General features: G+C 63.0%; 13 protein-coding genes. 4 read left to right on the plus strand and 9 right to left on the minus strand.

The window, feature by feature from the left end:
• The first annotated feature begins 117 nt into the window (after nt 1-117).
• Both RT456_RS07685 and RT456_RS07690 read left to right on the plus strand, forming a co-directional pair.
• Complete coding sequence (locus RT456_RS07685; protein WP_313344695.1) at nt 118-321, plus strand: hypothetical protein; 204 nt, start codon at nt 118-120, stop codon at nt 319-321.
• A 138-nt stretch (nt 322-459) separates the two neighbouring features.
• Complete coding sequence (locus RT456_RS07690) at nt 460-1011, plus strand: DUF3011 domain-containing protein (RefSeq protein ID WP_313344697.1); 552 nt, start codon at nt 460-462, stop codon at nt 1009-1011.
• Nucleotides 1012-1178: 167 nt separating this feature from the next.
• Here the strand turns inward: RT456_RS07690 and dxs are convergent, their stop codons facing one another.
• The 5 genes from dxs to RT456_RS07715 all read right to left on the minus strand — a co-directional run bounded on the left by dxs (nt 1179) and on the right by RT456_RS07715 (nt 7339).
• Entirely contained in the window at nt 1179-3077 is a 1899-nt protein-coding gene (gene dxs, locus RT456_RS07695) for a 1-deoxy-D-xylulose-5-phosphate synthase (protein ID WP_313344700.1), read from the minus strand.
• 113 nt (nt 3078-3190) lie between these two features.
• The gene (locus RT456_RS07700) at nt 3191-3850 is read right to left on the minus strand and encodes an HNH endonuclease (RefSeq protein WP_313344702.1); all 660 of its coding nucleotides are present in this window, start codon (nt 3848-3850) and stop codon (nt 3191-3193) included.
• A 401-nt stretch (nt 3851-4251) separates the two neighbouring features.
• Entirely contained in the window at nt 4252-6042 is a 1791-nt protein-coding gene (locus RT456_RS07705) for an acyl-CoA dehydrogenase C-terminal domain-containing protein (RefSeq protein ID WP_313344704.1), read from the minus strand.
• A 57-nt stretch (nt 6043-6099) separates the two neighbouring features.
• Nucleotides 6100-6588, minus strand: coding sequence for an LEA type 2 family protein (locus RT456_RS07710; protein WP_313344707.1), 489 nt, complete (start codon nt 6586-6588; stop codon nt 6100-6102).
• A 211-nt stretch (nt 6589-6799) separates the two neighbouring features.
• On the minus strand, nt 6800-7339 hold the full coding sequence (locus RT456_RS07715) for a lipocalin family protein (RefSeq protein WP_313344709.1): 540 nt from the start codon (nt 7337-7339) through the stop codon (nt 6800-6802).
• 185 nt (nt 7340-7524) lie between these two features.
• Between RT456_RS07715 and RT456_RS07720 the strand changes: the two genes are divergently transcribed.
• On the plus strand, nt 7525-8130 hold the full coding sequence (locus RT456_RS07720; RefSeq protein WP_313344712.1) for a type IV toxin-antitoxin system AbiEi family antitoxin domain-containing protein: 606 nt from the start codon (nt 7525-7527) through the stop codon (nt 8128-8130).
• Nucleotides 8127-9029, plus strand: a complete 903-nt coding sequence (locus RT456_RS07725; RefSeq protein WP_313344715.1) for a nucleotidyl transferase AbiEii/AbiGii toxin family protein — start codon at nt 8127-8129, stop codon at nt 9027-9029. Before RT456_RS07720 ends, RT456_RS07725 begins: the two co-directional genes overlap by 4 nt.
• Here RT456_RS07725 and RT456_RS07730 read toward each other — a convergent pair.
• The 4 genes from RT456_RS07730 to RT456_RS07745 form a co-directional block, all read right to left on the minus strand.
• Complete coding sequence (locus RT456_RS07730) at nt 8989-9438, minus strand: hypothetical protein (protein ID WP_313344717.1); 450 nt, start codon at nt 9436-9438, stop codon at nt 8989-8991. The genes RT456_RS07725 and RT456_RS07730 overlap by 41 nt on opposite strands.
• A gap of 459 nt (nt 9439-9897) precedes the next feature.
• Nucleotides 9898-10311, minus strand: a complete 414-nt coding sequence (locus tag RT456_RS07735) for a hypothetical protein (RefSeq protein WP_313344720.1) — start codon at nt 10309-10311, stop codon at nt 9898-9900.
• 5 nt (nt 10312-10316) lie between these two features.
• Nucleotides 10317-13337, minus strand: a complete 3021-nt coding sequence (locus RT456_RS07740; protein ID WP_313344723.1) for an RHS repeat-associated core domain-containing protein — start codon at nt 13335-13337, stop codon at nt 10317-10319.
• Complete coding sequence (locus RT456_RS07745; protein WP_313344727.1) at nt 13334-16222, minus strand: wall associated protein; 2889 nt, start codon at nt 16220-16222, stop codon at nt 13334-13336. Before RT456_RS07745 ends, RT456_RS07740 begins: the two co-directional genes overlap by 4 nt.
• Between the last annotated feature and the right edge of the window lie 265 nt (nt 16223-16487).

Consider the following 16487-nt stretch of genomic DNA (forward strand, 5'->3'; position numbering starts at 1 on the left):
GTATCGTTCGGGTCAAGGAGCGCATCCGCCTCCGACCCGAACCCCGCCGCGCTGCCGTTGCGCAGCGGGGCATGAAGCGCCGTCAGCCCGCAGGGCGCCGCACGAGACGTGAACGCCATGATGATCAAAGTGCAGTGCCAGGATCGCCGCTGGCGAGTCGTACAGCCGGGCCATGCCGATGCCGCCGACTTCGAGTGCGGCGCGACGGCGTTCGACCTGGCCGACGCGCTGGCCCGGGCACACCACGAGCAGACCGGCAGCGCCGCCGCCGTACGCGTGGAAGTGCAGGACGCCTTCGTCGACGCGGTGCGTTACGGCTGACCCGTACAGTCAGCTGCCCGTCGGCTAGATAAATCCCGCATGAAATCCGCGACCTTCGGCCTATAGGCGAAGCGTGCGTCTTCCCCGATCCTGTCCCCATTCACATAGGGATTCGAGGCAGGCATGAGGAGCGACGCGATGGCGAACGGAACGCAGAAGTGGGTATGGGCCTTGTTGCCGGCGATGCTGGCGATGGGCGCGGCCGCCCAGGCGCAGCAGTATGAGCGGTACCGTGATGACGGTTACAACGATGGCCCGGTGCGCTGTGAATCCATCAAGGGCCGGACCCAGCAGTGCCCCATCCAGGGGCGCGCCCGGCTGGTGCGGCAGATTTCCGGTTCGCCGTGCGTTGAAGGCGATACCTGGGGCCAGGCCCGCAACGGGGTGTGGGTGACCAAGGGGTGCCGCGCCGAGTTCATTGCCGAAGGGCGCCGTCCGTCGCACGGTGGTGGTGGTTGGGGTGGCAACGGTGGCGGCAACAACGGCAGCGGCTGGGGTGGTGGCGGGCAGGTAATCAGCTGCGATTCCAACGACCAGCGCCTGCGCCGCTGCAACGTGAGCATCCGCCGCGACGCGCGGCTGGTCCGCCAGACCTCGCGTACCGCCTGCGTTGAAGGCCGCACCTGGGGCTTCGATCGCGACGGCGTATGGGTCAACGGCGGCTGCCGTGGCCAGTTCGAGGTGCGGTAACCACGGCACCGACCAGACGGTAGAGCCACGCCCTGCGTGGCTTCGCGGTGCCCGAACCCGAGGGTAGAGCCACGCCCTGCGTGGCTTCGCGGTGCCCGAGCGAAACGCAGCCACGCAGGGCGTGGCTCTACGACGCCTGGCCGGGCGTGGCCCGGCCGCATTGAGCGCTACGCGCTCAATGCCTGACTACCCAGCTTCGGCCAGCGCTTCAACACCGCAGCACGTATGCCCGCCGCATCGATGCCGGCTTCGGCCAGCAGGTCTTCGCGGCTGGCGTGATGCTGGAAGCTGTCCGGCAGGCCCAGATGCAGGAACGGGCGCAGCACGTCTTCGGCGTTGAGCAGTTCGGCCACGCCGGAACCGGCACCACCGGCCACCACGTTGTCTTCGATGGTGACGAAGCCTTCGTGGGTCTTGGCCAGCTCCAGCAGCAGGGCGCGGTCCAACGGCTTGATGAAGCGCATGTTGACCACGGTGAGGCCCAGTTCGCGGCCCACGGCCTCCGCGGCGGGCAGGGTGCTGCCGAACGCCAGCAGGGCGATGCGGCTGCCCTGCACGCGCAGTTCGGCCTTGCCGATCTCCAGCGTGGCCAGGTCGGTGCCGGCGGCCACGCCAGTGCCGCTGCCGCGCGGGTAGCGCACGGCGGCCGGGCCTTCGTACTGCAGGCCGGTGCTGAGCATCTGGCGGCACTCGGCCTCATCGGACGGGGCCATCACCACCATGTGCGGCACGCAGCGCAGGAAGCTCAGGTCCAGGTTGCCGGCATGGGTGGCACCGTCCGGGCCGACCACGCCGGCGCGGTCGATCGCGAACAGCACGTCCAGCTTCTGCACCGCCACGTCGTGCACCAGCTGGTCGTACGCGCGCTGCAGGAACGTGGAGTAGATCGCCACCACCGGCTTGGCGCCCTGGGTGGCCATGCCGGCGGCCAGCGTGACCGCATGCTGCTCGGCGATGGCCACGTCGAAGTAACGCTCCGGGTATTCCTTGCTGAAGCGCACCAGGCCGGAGCCTTCGCGCATGGCCGGGGTGATGCCGAGCAGGCGCGGTTCGGCCGCGGCGGCGTCGCACAGCCAGTCGCTGAAGATATCGGTGTAGGTCGGCTTCTTGGCGCCGCCCTTGGCGATCAGGCCCTTGTCCGGGTCGAACGGACCCACCGCGTGGTAACCGATCTGGTCGCCCTCGGCGCGCTCGTAGCCCTTGCCCTTGGTGGTCATCACGTGCAGCAGCTTCAGACCCTTCAGGCCCTTGAGCGTCTTCAGCGTGGCGACCAGCGCGGGCACGTCGTGGCCGTCGATCGGACCGGTGTAATGGAAGCCCATTTCCTCGAAGAACGTGGACGGCACGAACATGCCCTTCCAGTGCTCTTCCCACCGCTTGACGAAGCGTGCGGAGGGGGACTTTTTCTTGTCGCCGAGAATCCGCTTGCCGCCTTCGCGCAGTGCGTTGAGCGTGCGGCTGCCGGTGGCGCGGCCCAGCATCTTGGTCAGGCCGCCGACGGCTTCGGAGATCGACATGTTGTTGTCGTTGAGGATCACCAGCAGGTTCGGCTCCTGCTCCATGCCACCGGCATGGTTGAGCGCCTCGTAGGCCATGCCGGCCGTCATCGCGCCGTCGCCGATCACCGCCACAACCTTGCGGTCGTCGCCTTCGCGCGAACGCGCGATGGCCATGCCCAGCGCGGCGGAAATCGAGGTCGACGAGTGGCCGACGCCGAACGTATCGAACTCGCTCTCTTCGCGCTTCGGGAACGGGGCCACGCCGTCCTTCTGCTTGACGGTGTGGATATCGTCGCGGCGGCCGGTGAGGATCTTGTGCGGGTAGGTCTGGTGGCCCACGTCCCACACCAGCTGGTCCACCGGCGTCTGGTAGAGGTAGTGCAGGGCGACGGTCAGTTCGATCACGCCCAGGCCGGCGCCGAAATGGCCGCCACTCTTGCCGACCGATTCAATCAGGTAGGCACGCAGTTCGTCTGCGATGGCGGGCAGTTCGGATTCATCGAACCTGCGCAGGTCATCCGGATTCTGGATGCGCGACAGGCGGGGATAGCGTGCGGAATCGATCATTTTTATCGCGCTTCTTCTTAAGCGCCTATTTTCGCCCCCAAACCGGGGTGGGGCAAGCAAACCGCCACCGCAGTGAGTAAACGGTGAGGGAGGCTGCGTCAGTTTGACGCAGTTCAGGCGGCCAGCTTGGAACGCTTGGGCAGCTGCGCCTTCAGGAATGCCATCTGGTCGGCCAGGATGTTGCGGTTGGACAGGATCATGTGTTCGATCCAGCTGGGCCGGTACGGCACCGCCAGCAGTGGCATGCCGGCCTGCTGCGGGGTGCGGTCGCTCTTGCGCGAATTGCAGTGGAAGCAGGCACTGACCACGTTCTCCCAGACGTCCAGGCCGCCCTTGGACAGCGGCATGACGTGGTCGCGGGTGAGCTGGGGGCGGTTGAACTGATGCCCGCAGTACAGGCACAGGTGGGCATCACGCGCGAACAGCGCCTGGTTGGACAGGTTCGGGGTGGGGTCCAGTGCGCGCGAGCGGGCGTGGCCGCGTGCGGCAATGATCGGGTGCAGGTCCACGCCGCTGCGCAGGCCGGTCAACCGGTTGGTGCCGCCATGGATGTGCAGGCAGGGGTCGCCCAGGGTCCAGGCAACGGCATTGCGCGAGTAGAGGCAGGCGGCGTCCTGCCAGTTGATCCAGTCCAGGACGCGCCCGTGGGCATCCAGGGACAGCAGCCGGACGCTGCCGGGCCGGTGCAGCGTGGCGATGGGCGACACTTCGTCGACCGGGGCGGACGAGGCTCCGGTATCGATCAGACCTAAGCGTGTAGTGTCTGTCTCCATCGGCAAAACAGCTTATACCCGAATCGTTACGAATTGTGTATAGGGAGATCGCGCCCGCAGACCATTTGCCCGCGCATCCACAACGCGAGGGCTGTAGTGCCGGCCGCTGGCCGGCTCCTCGCGGTGCCAGGTTCACGCTCTGTAGTGCCGGCCGCTGGCCGGCTCCTCGCGGTGCCAGGTTCACGCGTTGTAGTGCCGGCCGCTGGCCGGCTCCTCGCGGTGCCAGGTTCACGCGCTGTAGTGCCGGCCGCTGGCCGGCTCCTCGCGGTGCCAGGTTCATGAGGAGCCGGCCAGCGGCCGGCACTACGGGAGGGTGATGGTTTGCCTGGAGCCGGCCAGCGGCCGGCACGGGAGGGTGATGGTTTGCCTGGAGCCGGCCAGCGGCCGGCACTACAGGTCGGTTACTCGCCGAAGCGCGCGTCTTCCATCGCCATCAGCGAGTCGGCGCCGGCCTGGATCGCGGCGGCGTGGCTGAGGGTGCGCGGGAGCATGCGCGCGAAGTAGAAGCGGGCAGTCTCGCGCTTGGCCTGCTTGAAGGCCTCGCTCTGCGCCGATGCGTCGGCGGCGCCCACGCTGCGTGCCCACCAGTACGCCAGCACCACATAGCCCGAATAGAACAGGTAGTCGTGGCTGGCTGCGCCCAGTTCTTCGGGGTTGGCGGCCGCGCGCTGCAGGGTGGCCACGGTCAGTGCGCCCCACTCATCGGCCTTGGCGCGCAGCGGGGCGATGAACTCGGCCAGCGCCGCATTGCCCTCGTTGGCCTTGGCGAAGGCCTCGATCTCGGCCAGCATCAGCTTCAGGCCCGCGCCCTTGCTGGCGGCGGTCTTGCGGCCGATCAGGTCCAGCGCCTGGATGCCGGTGGTGCCTTCGTACAGGGTGGTGATGCGCGCATCGCGGGCCAGCTGCTCCATGCCGTGCTCACGGATGTAGCCGTGGCCACCGAAGCACTGCAGCGCGTTGTAGGTGTTCTCGATACCCCATTCGGTCTGGCAGGCCTTCGAGATCGGGGTGAGGAAGCTCACCAGCGTTTCGGCGCGCTCGCGCTCGGCCGGGTCTTCGGCGTGGTGGGCCACGTCGATCAGCGTCGCGGCGTGCAGCGCGAGCAGGCGGCTGCCTTCCACCAGCGACTTGATCGAGAGCAGCATGCGGCGCACGTCCGGGTGAACCAGGATCGGGTCGGCCGGCTTGTCCGGGTTTTTCGGGCCGCTCAGCGAGCGCGACTGCAGACGCTCCCGCGCGTACTTCAAGGCGTTCTGGTAGGCACGCTCGGACAGGCCGATGCCCTGCAGGCCCACGCCCAGGCGCGCGGTGTTCATCATGGTAAACATCGCCTGCAGGCCCTTGTGCGGCTGGCCCACCAGGTAGCCTTCGGCGCCGTCGAAGTTCATCACGCAGGTGACCGAGCCCTTGATGCCCATCTTGTGTTCGATCGAACCGCAGCGCAGCGCGTTGCGTTCGCCGACGTTGCCGTCGCGGTCGACCTTGAACTTCGGGGTGACGAACAGCGAAATGCCCTTGGCACCGGCCGGGGCGTCGGGCAGCTTGGCCAGCACCAGGTGCACGATGTTATCGGTGAGGTCGTGCTCGCCGGCGGTGATGAAGATCTTGGTGCCGGTGATGGCGTAGCTGCCATCGGCATTCGGTTCGGCCTTGGTCTTGAGCAGGCCCAGGTCCGTGCCGCAATGCGGTTCGGTCAGGCACATGGTGCCGGTCCAGCGGCCTTCGATCAGTGGCTTGAGGAAGGCATCCTGCTGCCACGCTTCGCCATGCTGCTTGAGCGCTTCAATCGCGCCGTGAGAAAGCAGCGGGAAGTTGCCCCACGCCAGGTTGGCGGCGTTGATCATTTCGTTGAGCGGCACGCCCAGCGTGTGCGGCAGCCCCTGGCCGCCCAGTTCCGGGGCGGCGGTCAGGCCGGTCCAGCCGCCGTCGACAAACTGCGTGTACGCCTGCTTGAAGCCGGGCGGGGTGGTGACCTCACCGCTGGCCTGGTCGAGCACGCAGCCGATTTCGTCGCCCACGCTGTTGAGCGGTGCCAGCACGCTGGTGCTGAAACGGCCGGCTTCTTCCAGCACGGCATCGACCACGTCCGCGGTCGCGTCGGTAAAGCCGAGGCGGGTGAACAAGGGCTCGACCTTCAGCACGTCGTGCAGGGCGAAGCGGATATCGGAAAGCGGGGCGGTGTAGCTGCTCATCGTCAGGTCTCGATCAGATGCAGGGAATCAGGCAAAGGGGTACGGAGGGTGCGCGTTTCAGCGCAGCACGCCGGGCAGGCCGGGGGCCTGATTGAGGGTGCTGCGGTTGTCGATATCGAAGCTGCGCTGCTTCTTTTCCTGCGGGGTGGCGCTCACCGTGCCCTTGAGCGAATAGCCCAGGGTGCGGTTGCCGGCCAGCGCGTCGGCCACCACGATGCGCGCGGCCGAGGACGGCTGCAGCTCGACGTTGATGACATCGGCCGACACACCGCCGATCGACACCGCCGGGCGCGCGGTCACCTTGCCGGCATCCTGGTCGCCCACCTGCATCTGCAGGTCCACGCTGTCGAAGGTCATGGGCATGGAGCTGAAGTTCTGCAGGCGCAGGGCCAGGGTCCAGGTGCCATTGGCGCCTACGGTGAGCTGCTGCACGCTGGCGGCCGGAGGCGAGACGCGCTTGACCACGCCTTCCCCGCAGGCGGTCAGGGCCAGAGCGGTGCCGGCCAGCAGGGCAACGGTGAGGGCGGTACGGAGGCGGTGGAACATGGGCGCAATCCTCGAGCAGGGTGCCGCGTAGGTGGAAGCATACTACGGCGTATGGTGGTTGTGAGGGTGTGTCGAGACCGGTACGCATCGTATGACAATGCGACGTCCATTCAGGTGGCAGGGGCGTAGAGCCACGCCCTGCGTGGCTGCGCTCTGTTCAGGGATCATGGGCGCCGCCAGCCACGCAGGGCGTGCCTCTACCTGCGCCTCCTCAATCCAGCGGCGCCATAACCTTCAACGGTGCCAGGTCATACCCCATCGCCTCGGCCTTGGCCTTCAGGCTGGCGAACAGCGCCTTGTCCATGCTCGGTGAGCGCGACAGGATCCACAGGTACTTGTGGCCCGGGTCGCCCACCACTGCCCATTGATACTCGGGATCCAGCGCGATCACCCAGTAATCCGCCCACACCAGCGGCACCCAGGCCAGCCAGTCCGGTACGAAGCGCACCTGCAGCTGGCCGGGCTCGCCTTCCACGGGCCGCGCAACGCCCTCCGCAGCGATACGCTCGCCATCGCCGGTGCGGCAGGCGTTGTGCACGCTGATGCGGCCGTCGGCCCGCAGCGCATAGGTCGCGGTGATGTCGCCCACGCACTTCTTCTGGAAGGAGACCGGCAGGTGGGCGATTTCATGCCATTGGCCGGCGTAGCGGCCCATGTCGAGCGCCGGGACTGAGCGCACGGGCTCGACCGCGTGGGCGGTGAGTGTCGTCAGCAACAGGCCAGCGGCAAACAGGGCAGGGCGAAGGCGCATGGAGGTCTCCCGGCAGGACGCCCGAGCTTAGGGGGCGTGAAGAGCCGAGGTGTAAAGGATTCGTCATTCCTCGCGCAATGTGCGGAGCTCGGAGGGTCAACGATAGATTCAGCAAATCCGCTGTCGATGTTCCATAGTGACTCCATATATTTGCAAATGATGTGAAAACGGAACATCATTGCCTCATGACCGGTATGACCCACCATCACCGCGTACTCGATCTGGTGAGCCAGAAGGGGCTGCTGCGGGCGGCGGATCTGGACGACATTCAAACGCCGCGGGTCGTGCTGACCCGTATGGTGGCCTCAGGCCTGCTGGATCGGGTAGGCAGGGGGATGTATCGGCTGCCCAATGCGCTTACGTCGGAGTATGCGAGCCTCGCGACGGTTGCCGCCAGAGTGCCGAATGCGGTGTTCTGCCTGCTTACGGCGCTGCAGTTCCACGAGCTCACAACGCAGCTCCCCCGCCAGCTCTGGATCGCACTGCCACGTGGCAGCCATCCACCGCGAATCGACTACCCGCCCCTGAAAACGGTGCAGTTCAGTGGCGAGGCGTATGCGAGTGGCATCGAGGAAGTGGAGCGCGACGGTGCGCGTCTGCGTATATACAGCGCAGCCAAGACAGTGGCCGACTGCTTCAAGTACCGCAACAAGATTGGGCTCGATGTCGCATTGGAAGCACTTAAGGACGCCAGAGCAGGGGAGAAGGCATCCGTCGAGGACATCTGGCGCTTCGCAAAAATTTGCCGGGTGGCCAACGTGATTCGCCCCTATCTCGAGAGCGTGGGATGAGCAGTCCGCGCACGAACGTCGCCGCCTCTGTTCGTGCGCGACTGCTGAACGTAGCACGGGATCAACAGGTCGATTTCAACCAGATCCTGGTGAGATTCGCCTTGGAGCGCATCCTGTATCGCCTGGCAAACTCGCCTTATGGCGAGCGTTTTCTTCTCAAAGGTGCGCTACTTTTCACACTTTGGTATGACATGCCGCACCGCGCCACGCGCGATATTGATCTGCTTGGGTTCGGCGCCAGCGATGTCACGTCGATAGCACTGCTGTTCCGTGAAGTTGCGGCACAGGCTGTCGAAGATGGTATTTCCTTCGATCCTGCCTCGGTGGTGGTGAAGGAAATTCGCAAAGAGGCTGGCTACGGCGGCGTGCGTGTCTTCATTGCGGGAGATCTGGCCGGGGCACGCTGCAAGGTGCAGATTGATGTCGGCTTTGGTGATGCAGTGACCCCGGCGCCTCAAACGTGCATCTATCCGGTGCTTTTGGCGGACCTTCCTGCCCCCAACCTGCGGGCATACCCCACATACACCGTCATTGCCGAGAAGTTCCATGCCATCGCGTTGCTGGGCATGACCAACAGCCGACTCAAGGACTACTTCGACCTGTCGGTATTGTTCGAGCGCGAAGCGCTGGATATGCGCCTCCTGACCGAGGCGATCAGTGCCACCTTTGAGCGCAGAGGCTTGGCAGTTCCCACTGTTGTACCCGCAGGGCTGACCTCCGAATTCGGACAGGATGCATCCCGGCAATCGTTGTGGCTTGCGTTTCTCCGGAAGAATAGTCTGCCGATCGAACCATTAAGCGATGTCGTTGATCGCTTGCAGGTCGCGCTGATGCCCGCTCTGGTGGCCGCAAATCCCCTCAGGGCGCGAAACGCACCTGGCGAGGATCCGTCACCTTGACCTGGGTCTGGAAGTAGTACTTCCCGGTTGGCTTGCCTTCGTTGGTGAAGTCGATGGTCGTGCGGCGTGCCGTGCCCTGCACCAGCAGGCGGCGGTTGACCAGCCGGTCCAGCGGCATGCCCAGCTGCGCCTGCAGGGCCTCGCGTTGTGACGCATCCAAGGACACGTTCAATGCAACCTGGTGGCGGTAGTCCTGCTCGCTGTTGAGGTAGAGGCGATGCTCGGTGACGTCGACGTTTTTGACGGTAAACACGAAGGTGCCACTGATGCCGCGTTGCGGATCGTCATTGGCTGCATGGACGGCTTCCGCGGGTGTTATCCAGCCGGGCGCTATCGGCGCGGTCATTCGGCTCTGGTGTGCACAACCGGCGGTGAGGAGCAGGAACGGGAGGAGCAGGGCAACGCGCATGGGACATCCTTGTTCAATGACAGTGTCTGGATTGTGCCTGTGCCGGCGTGCGACGCTAATGCAGAAGCAAAAAAGTCGGCGAAGCCTAACTCTCTCGATGAGGAATCAGTGCGAAACAGGCCAGGTGTTCCGAATACCTGAGTATGTAACTTCTGGCCTTCTCGCCGCTGTGGGCAACCCGCTGGTCATGCGATTCACTCCCATCAGCGTCGTAGTACCAATTGTCATGCGTTGGACGCATCTGGCTGCCGCTCGCAAGGTAGACGTCGTCCGCTAGCACCTCCACTCCCATGGCTTGCAAGGCATCCGGCGCGTCAAAGGCCTGCTCCCGGCTCGGTGCCAGTTGTGTACTCTGGCGTCATTGATTGACGTGCCGATTGATAGCACGGTGTCTATCTCTTGCGACGAAGGCGCCCTCATCGTTGGGTCGTCTCGCTTGCAGCAAAAGCGCATGAGTACTCATTTTTCGTTCACTTCAGTCAGGCTGTAGATGCCACGCGGGCCGTTGACCGAGTGAAACACTCCCTTTCCATCTTGCTGCAAGAACATCAGATACTTTACGCCCGGGTTGCATGCGCGGGGGCTGAATTCGGGGATGGACTCTTTGCATCGAAAAAGAATCTCTTTGGGCGCGGTTCCTTTCAGTATGTCGTGTACCAAAACCTTGGCGGTGACCGAATACTTTGAGCACTCTCCAACATCAATGGTTCCACAGGGCAAAATCTCCCCAACGACGCCAGACACGACCAGGTCCGATTCGGAAACCTTCTCTTCCAGGGTTTTGGTGGCGACTTCGTTCGCGGAGCAGGCAGCTGCCGCAGTAAGTAGGTAGAGCATTAGAGTTAAATTGGCTGGCAGTGATCTTATTTTCACGGAAGTTATTCCTCAAGATGGTCGGGATCGGGGGCCCTTTGGTCCAGTCCTGGGACCTCGCTCCTGAATTTGTTCTCGTTCTTAATTCCATTTCCGGTATCGGGGCCGACAATAATTGGGACGGCGTGCGCAACAATTTCGTGCCCCAAGATCTCAGCTGGTCCGTCGACCAAGCTTCCGCCAGAGACGTTCTTAAGCGAATTGTTGGGATTTCCGGAAACAACCACATCTACGTCTCCGTTTGGATAGGTCACCGTCAATCCGCCGCCTGCCTGTGCGTCGACATCGATAGGCATAAATGTTATAGGGTGAACATACACCTCTAATACCTGTATGTGCATTGTCAACGGTGAGTCAATGGCTTGTGACAGTCTGTCTCGCAAGTAGGTTGACCTCTTTCCCTCTCCGCCGGATAGCTGCTCCAGCGCCATCTTTCCTTGAGACGAAATGGAGAATTTGCCAGCAGAATTTTTCGCAATCCATCCAGACACTCTGTCTGCTGCCGCTGAAGCTACGTCGACCTCGCGACCATCAGGATCGGTGAATCGGTATGGGTTGCTACTCGCATACCAGTACCGGTTGAAAGCCTCGGCGGGATTGCTGTAGGCGGTAACCGAATCCGCCGACAGGAATCTACCGATCTGCGGGTCGTAATATCGCTGCTGCATGTACGTTAAGTCGGTATCTGCATCCATCCTGTGGCCAGTGTAGCCAACTCCATCAACGTTGCGGTTGATTGCTTTCCCGTAAGGCTCGAAGTGGGTCCGATCCAAGATCTGTCCGGCAATGTTTGATGTCGCGACCGGGCTACCCAGGGCGTCGGTATGCAGGAAGCTCGTGGTGAGGGTGCCTTGCACGGACTCGAGCTGCGCAATAGAACTCTCCGCCAAGTAGATTGTTTCCGTTTGCTTGGCGCTCGCAGCGTCTAACTGGTAAATGAGTTTTCCTTGTTCACTATACATCGATTCTTCAGACGCCCCAGAGTACTTTGCGGTCATGGTGCGCAGACCTCTCGCGTCGTAGCGGTAGTTCGCCTTTCCGGTTGCCGCCCTAAGTCGATTTCCGTAATCGAATCGGAATGCTTGGCCGCTCTTGATCTCAAGATTACCTTGGGGATCATAGGAAAGCCCAGCCGTGGTCGCGCCGTCCGCATTGCGAATATTGGTGAGCCGATTGCGAGCGTCATACCAGTACTGGTCGGCCTTCACTCCCCCGAGCGACCAACTACGCATGTTGTCCAGCGCGTCGTAGTTGAATCGATGCCAGCCATCGCCACCAAACATCTGGCTGCCCGCCGCGATCAGTCGGTCGCGATCGTCGTACTGCATCTGACGGCTGTAGCTCGTGCCCAGCTGTAGATCTGCAATTGCGGTTACGTTGCCATTGGCATCGAACGTTGTCTCGAGAGCAAGGATATTGCTGTCCACACTGCGGGCGGGGAGTCTGCGAGCATTCTGGAGCGTGGTGTGCAGGATCCCATTGCCGTATGTGAACTGCTTGATCCCACCATTGGGGTAGTAGCTCACGCCCGTGGCGTAATCGCCCGCGCGGGTGGCTTGGCCCATCGCATTTGGGGCGTAATCGATGAAGCGTCCACTGGGGTAGGTCTGCCCCGCCAAGTGGCCATTGGGGCTGTACCCGTAACCGATGCTGCGCGTTGCTGCACCTGTCTGGGCAAGGGCTTCGCCCGTGAGCAGGCGCCTTTTGTTGTACTGGTAGGTAGTCGTCGCGGTCGTGGTGCCGCCGTCGTTGTAAGCGGTGGTCTGCTGTACCAGCCCATCAGGCGTGTAGCTGTAGTTGACGTCGCCGTTGTGGTCCGGGAAGCGCAGGGTCGCGATACGGCTGCGAGCGTCGTACGTTCGGCGGACGACTCGGCCACTCGCTTCGGCGGCTGCCAGATCGCAACTTGTGGTGCTTGGCAGGTCCAGACCTGCGGCTGACCAGATCAGGTTGCCAGCCGCGTCATAGGCCATCACGGTCGAGCCTGTCTCCGGCTCGATCGTCTTGCAGAGACGCTGCTGAGCGTCGTACACGTACTTGCGCGAAAGCGACGTGCCTGGGATAGAAGAGACGGTGAACGCCACGGCCGCCGAGGTCGTGCTGGCACCCCGCGTGTCGGTGGCAATGGCGATGAGGGAATGCGCGCCAGGGCTGAGGGTGGCTACCCGGGTGGAGTAGGGCGGGGAGTTCACCGTAGCCACGGTGGTGCCGTCCACCCTGAACTCGACGCGGCTGACACCGTCATCGCTATCGCCAGCTGCCGCGCTGATGGGAACGCTTGCGCCGGCGGCAAACAGGGCGCCTTGCACCGGGGTCGAAATGCTGACCGTTGGAGCCAAGTTGACCGTGGGAATCCCTCTGGCCTCTGTCGTGGCAAAGGTGGCCGAGCCATTGCGGAGGTGGAAGCGGGCGCCGTTCTGGCTCACCCCGGCGGTAATCGAACCGGACTGCCCTTGCCCGACAAGCTGCATGCCGCTGTTGTCCAAGCCCGACATCAGCACCTGCGCCGCGGGCGCATTTGATGACCAGTTGATCGTAACCGGGCAGGTGGACTGGCCCCAGGGCATCGTGCAGGTGGAGGATGACGCTGTAATCCCGCCAGTACCAACCTGGACGGTGATGGTCAACGTCGGAATCGGAAGGATGGTTCTATAGCGCTCATTGCCGTTGAGTGGGTCGTAGTAAAGGGCCCGGCCTTCCAGCGTGTACTGGTACGCGCCGGCGGGAAGCTCTGCCTCATGGTGGATTACGGTGGGCAGCGGTTCGTCGAAGTCGATGCGCACGCCATTGCGCTTAAGCCAATAGACATCCACCTGTTCATAGTTGTTGCCGGTATAGCCGTCCTTGGCTTCGATCTTGAGATCAAAGCCGGAGGGCGCAGTAAAGGTTGTGCCGCCAGGAGCTGTCAGCCGCAGTGACGCCTGTGCGGACGCGTCGACGGTAACGAGGAGCATCAGGACAAGCGCGATGAAGCCAGCCATCCACGTTGCCGCGCGACGTTGCTGAAGGATGTGCAGGTACTTCATTGGGCGCCTCCGCTGCGCGAAATATCGAGCGGCTTACCATGGGCATCCCGCTCGATGGTGGTGATGACGCCGCCGGGCTCGTTGATGTAGACGGGCAGGCTCGTATCGGGCTGATCCAGTGCCATGTACTGGGTCGTGGTCTTTTGCCCCTTGGGCGACGTTGTGCGGGTCTGGAACCCAGTCAAGTACTCGTTGGTGGTGGTCAACAGCCCCAGTTCCGAGTCCTGCATGATGTTCAGCGGGCGTCCCAGCAGATCGGACACGGTGTAGGTGCCCTGCAGGCCGGGATCGGTATAGTTCGCATTGCCTTCCTGGTAGAGATTTCGCGGGTAGGAGGTGAACGACACCCGCCCCATTTCGTCATAGCGGGTCGCTGTCCAGCGCTGCGTCGCCTGGGGGTTGGCCACGTCTTCCTCGATGGTCACCACGGGGCGCCACAGCGCGTCGTAGAGCACCTGCCGGCGCTGGTTTCCGGTCTGGATGGTGGCGCGCCAATGCCCTGCGGGTAGGCCGTACTCTGCGTTGGGTATCGGCTGGAAGCTCGACAATGTCGGGTTCCATGCCACCGTGTCGCCTTGCGGGAAGTCCGTCCGCTGCAATCGGCCCATGGTGTCGTAGGCGTAGTTGCGCGTGTAGCCATTTGGGTCGGCGTACTGCACGATCCAACCCTGATCGTTCACGGTAGCCAGTTCCATGTTGCCGTCACCGTAATGGACGGATTGAGGAACGCCGCGCTTCCAGTCCAACAGGGTCATGGTGGTGTCCATACCCGCGCCATCACGGGCATCCGACGCCGTGGCGATGTTGCCGTTGGGGTGATACGTCAGCGCCTGTTGGAGCGCCCCGAATGCGTGGAACTGGATCGGTAGCGCCGTGGCGGGGTCAAAGACCACGTTGGACATCACTTGCCCCGCGCAGCTTGCGGGCACGAGGCAGGTGGTGCTTTGACGCTGGCCTATGACCCAGCGGGTTGCGTCATCGAAATAGGTGTAGCCCTCGGTGCGTGCGAAGCCCAACGTGCTGTACTTCGCCACGCGATGCGGGCGCGCAAAGTAGTCCAGTTCGCTCGATACCGATGAGAAGACCGTGCCCTGCTGGGTGATGTTGGTTTCCAGTTGCGGGCGGTGATACTCGCTTCCCCAGCCCTCCCCGGAGAACCGCACGCTCGTGCCATATCGGGCCGGGTAGTTTTGGCCAGAAGAGAGCAGATCGTACCGGTAGGAAGTGGTGCGCTGGATGTCGCCTGCACCCGTGCCAACTTCAACCTTGAGAAGCTTGCCTTCGTTGTACCGATAGGTATTGCCGTGGCTGTAGCGGATCCATTCCCCGCCCGGTCCGGTGACGGTGGTGATACTTGATTGCGCGCAGCTCTCGCTGGTGCAGGGGGGCGCTGCGCACGCGGCTGCGTTTCCATATGGGCACACCTGATCGGCGTCAGTCTGGCCAGGATAGCGATCGAAACTGATGTTTGGGGTGTACGCGTACTGCCAGCGCAATGTAGGCAGCCCGGGGCCGCTGATGGCTTTCTCTGTCAGCGTCAGACTGTAGCCAGAGATCGTGTACGTGTTCACGTCATCATTCGGATTGTTCCCGAACCCGGGAAAGTAGTCGATGCCCCGGCAGTTGAGGGGAACATGGCTGCGGCCGTGTTCAAGCGAAGTGACCGTGAATCGACCGGTTGCACCGGAAGGGTGCACCATGGTTCCCGTGATGAATTCTGACGGATAGGGCGTCGGAATCTCATTTTCGATGCAATTGCGGAACATCTCGCCGGGTTCCGGCGACATTACTTCGGCGTATTTCAGTACTGCGCGAGTGAAGTCAGTGAAGTTGATGGACCATTGGCTTCCATCCGGAAGCGCAACGGAGGAGAGGCTGCGCCGGGCAGTGCTGTTGTTGTACACATACTGCCATTGGCGGGTGCCGTCGCTGACGCTGCTGACGTTTTCGCCGTTATAAGTGAGCGTGAGCTGCCTTCCGTCGCTTGCTGTGATGGACGTCAACCTGGGGGCGGCGTTCCACGCGTTGGTATAGGTGTACTGCACCGTGTTGCCAAATCGGTCCTGGACCTTGGTGGCAAGCAGCAGATTCTTTCGGCGCTGCAGAAAGCGCCAAGGCTGCGGCTGTGGTTCTGACCCGTCGTCATAGAAGTACTCGTACTTCTTCAGCGTCGGCTCGACGGTCTGTGCCAGCCAATCGAACCAGTAGCGTGTCCCGTCCGGCGTGATCGCCATGAATCCTTCGCCCCCTGCATTCTTGATGGAGGGAAGGCAGGCAAAGAAGATCTGGTTGGACGTCGTCCACGGGTAGGTCGCGCCGTCTTGGGGCTGCGTAACGCCTGGAGCAGTCCGGAGCATTTCCCCGCCGCCGTTAGGGATGCTCACGGACAACCCGTTCCAGAACTCCCGTGTGTCGAAATGCAATGGATCCGCGGGTAGCCAGCTAGTCGTGCAGCGGCCGGGTGCGCTTGCGCCAGCGCCAGTTCCCCAGTCGGCCGCGTAGCTGCCGCTTATGTTGGGGACGCTGATCTGCCAGTCCGCAAGCATGGCGTCTGGGGTGTAGGTCTTGCGACTGACGACCTCGTAAGTACGGGTCAGCTTCACTTCGAGCGCGTTGTTGCCGGGAAGCGTGACGTCCGTGATCTCAAATCCCAACTCGCCGTTAGCCAGCCGGACGTTGTCGCCGAACAGGTCGGGGCCTAGAGGAGTGATCTTCTCGGTCTTGCTGATCCGGTCAGGGAACTCCTCCCAGACAAAATTTGACACGCTCGTCTGTGCAGCTGCCGATTCCGTCAGGCACATCGCGCTTGCAAGCAGCGCAGCTGTGAGGCCCAAATGATTCGCCAGTTCCCTGTGATGCCAGCGCTTCCCGAGTGATCCAAGCATTTGACGTTCCATCGATGCAGACGTGAGCTTCCTCATGGCTGCGGCAATGCGTCATCCACGGCGTCGCCGTGGCACGAATGCATCGACCGATCAGCCCCACTTTTCCCATGCAGCGCGTTGCGTTGTTGCCGACCAGTGCAGATGGCGAGTCACTCGCATCGTCTGGCCTCCCCACCAACGATGCATTGCGCACCGCTACCCCGGTTGGTTGCCCGGACTATATCAAGTGTGAATGGGGTAGGGAGGTGTGACCAATGGCAGCAGC

Source organism: Stenotrophomonas sp., from assembly GCF_032099025.1.
GTDB lineage: Bacteria > Pseudomonadota > Gammaproteobacteria > Xanthomonadales > Xanthomonadaceae > Stenotrophomonas.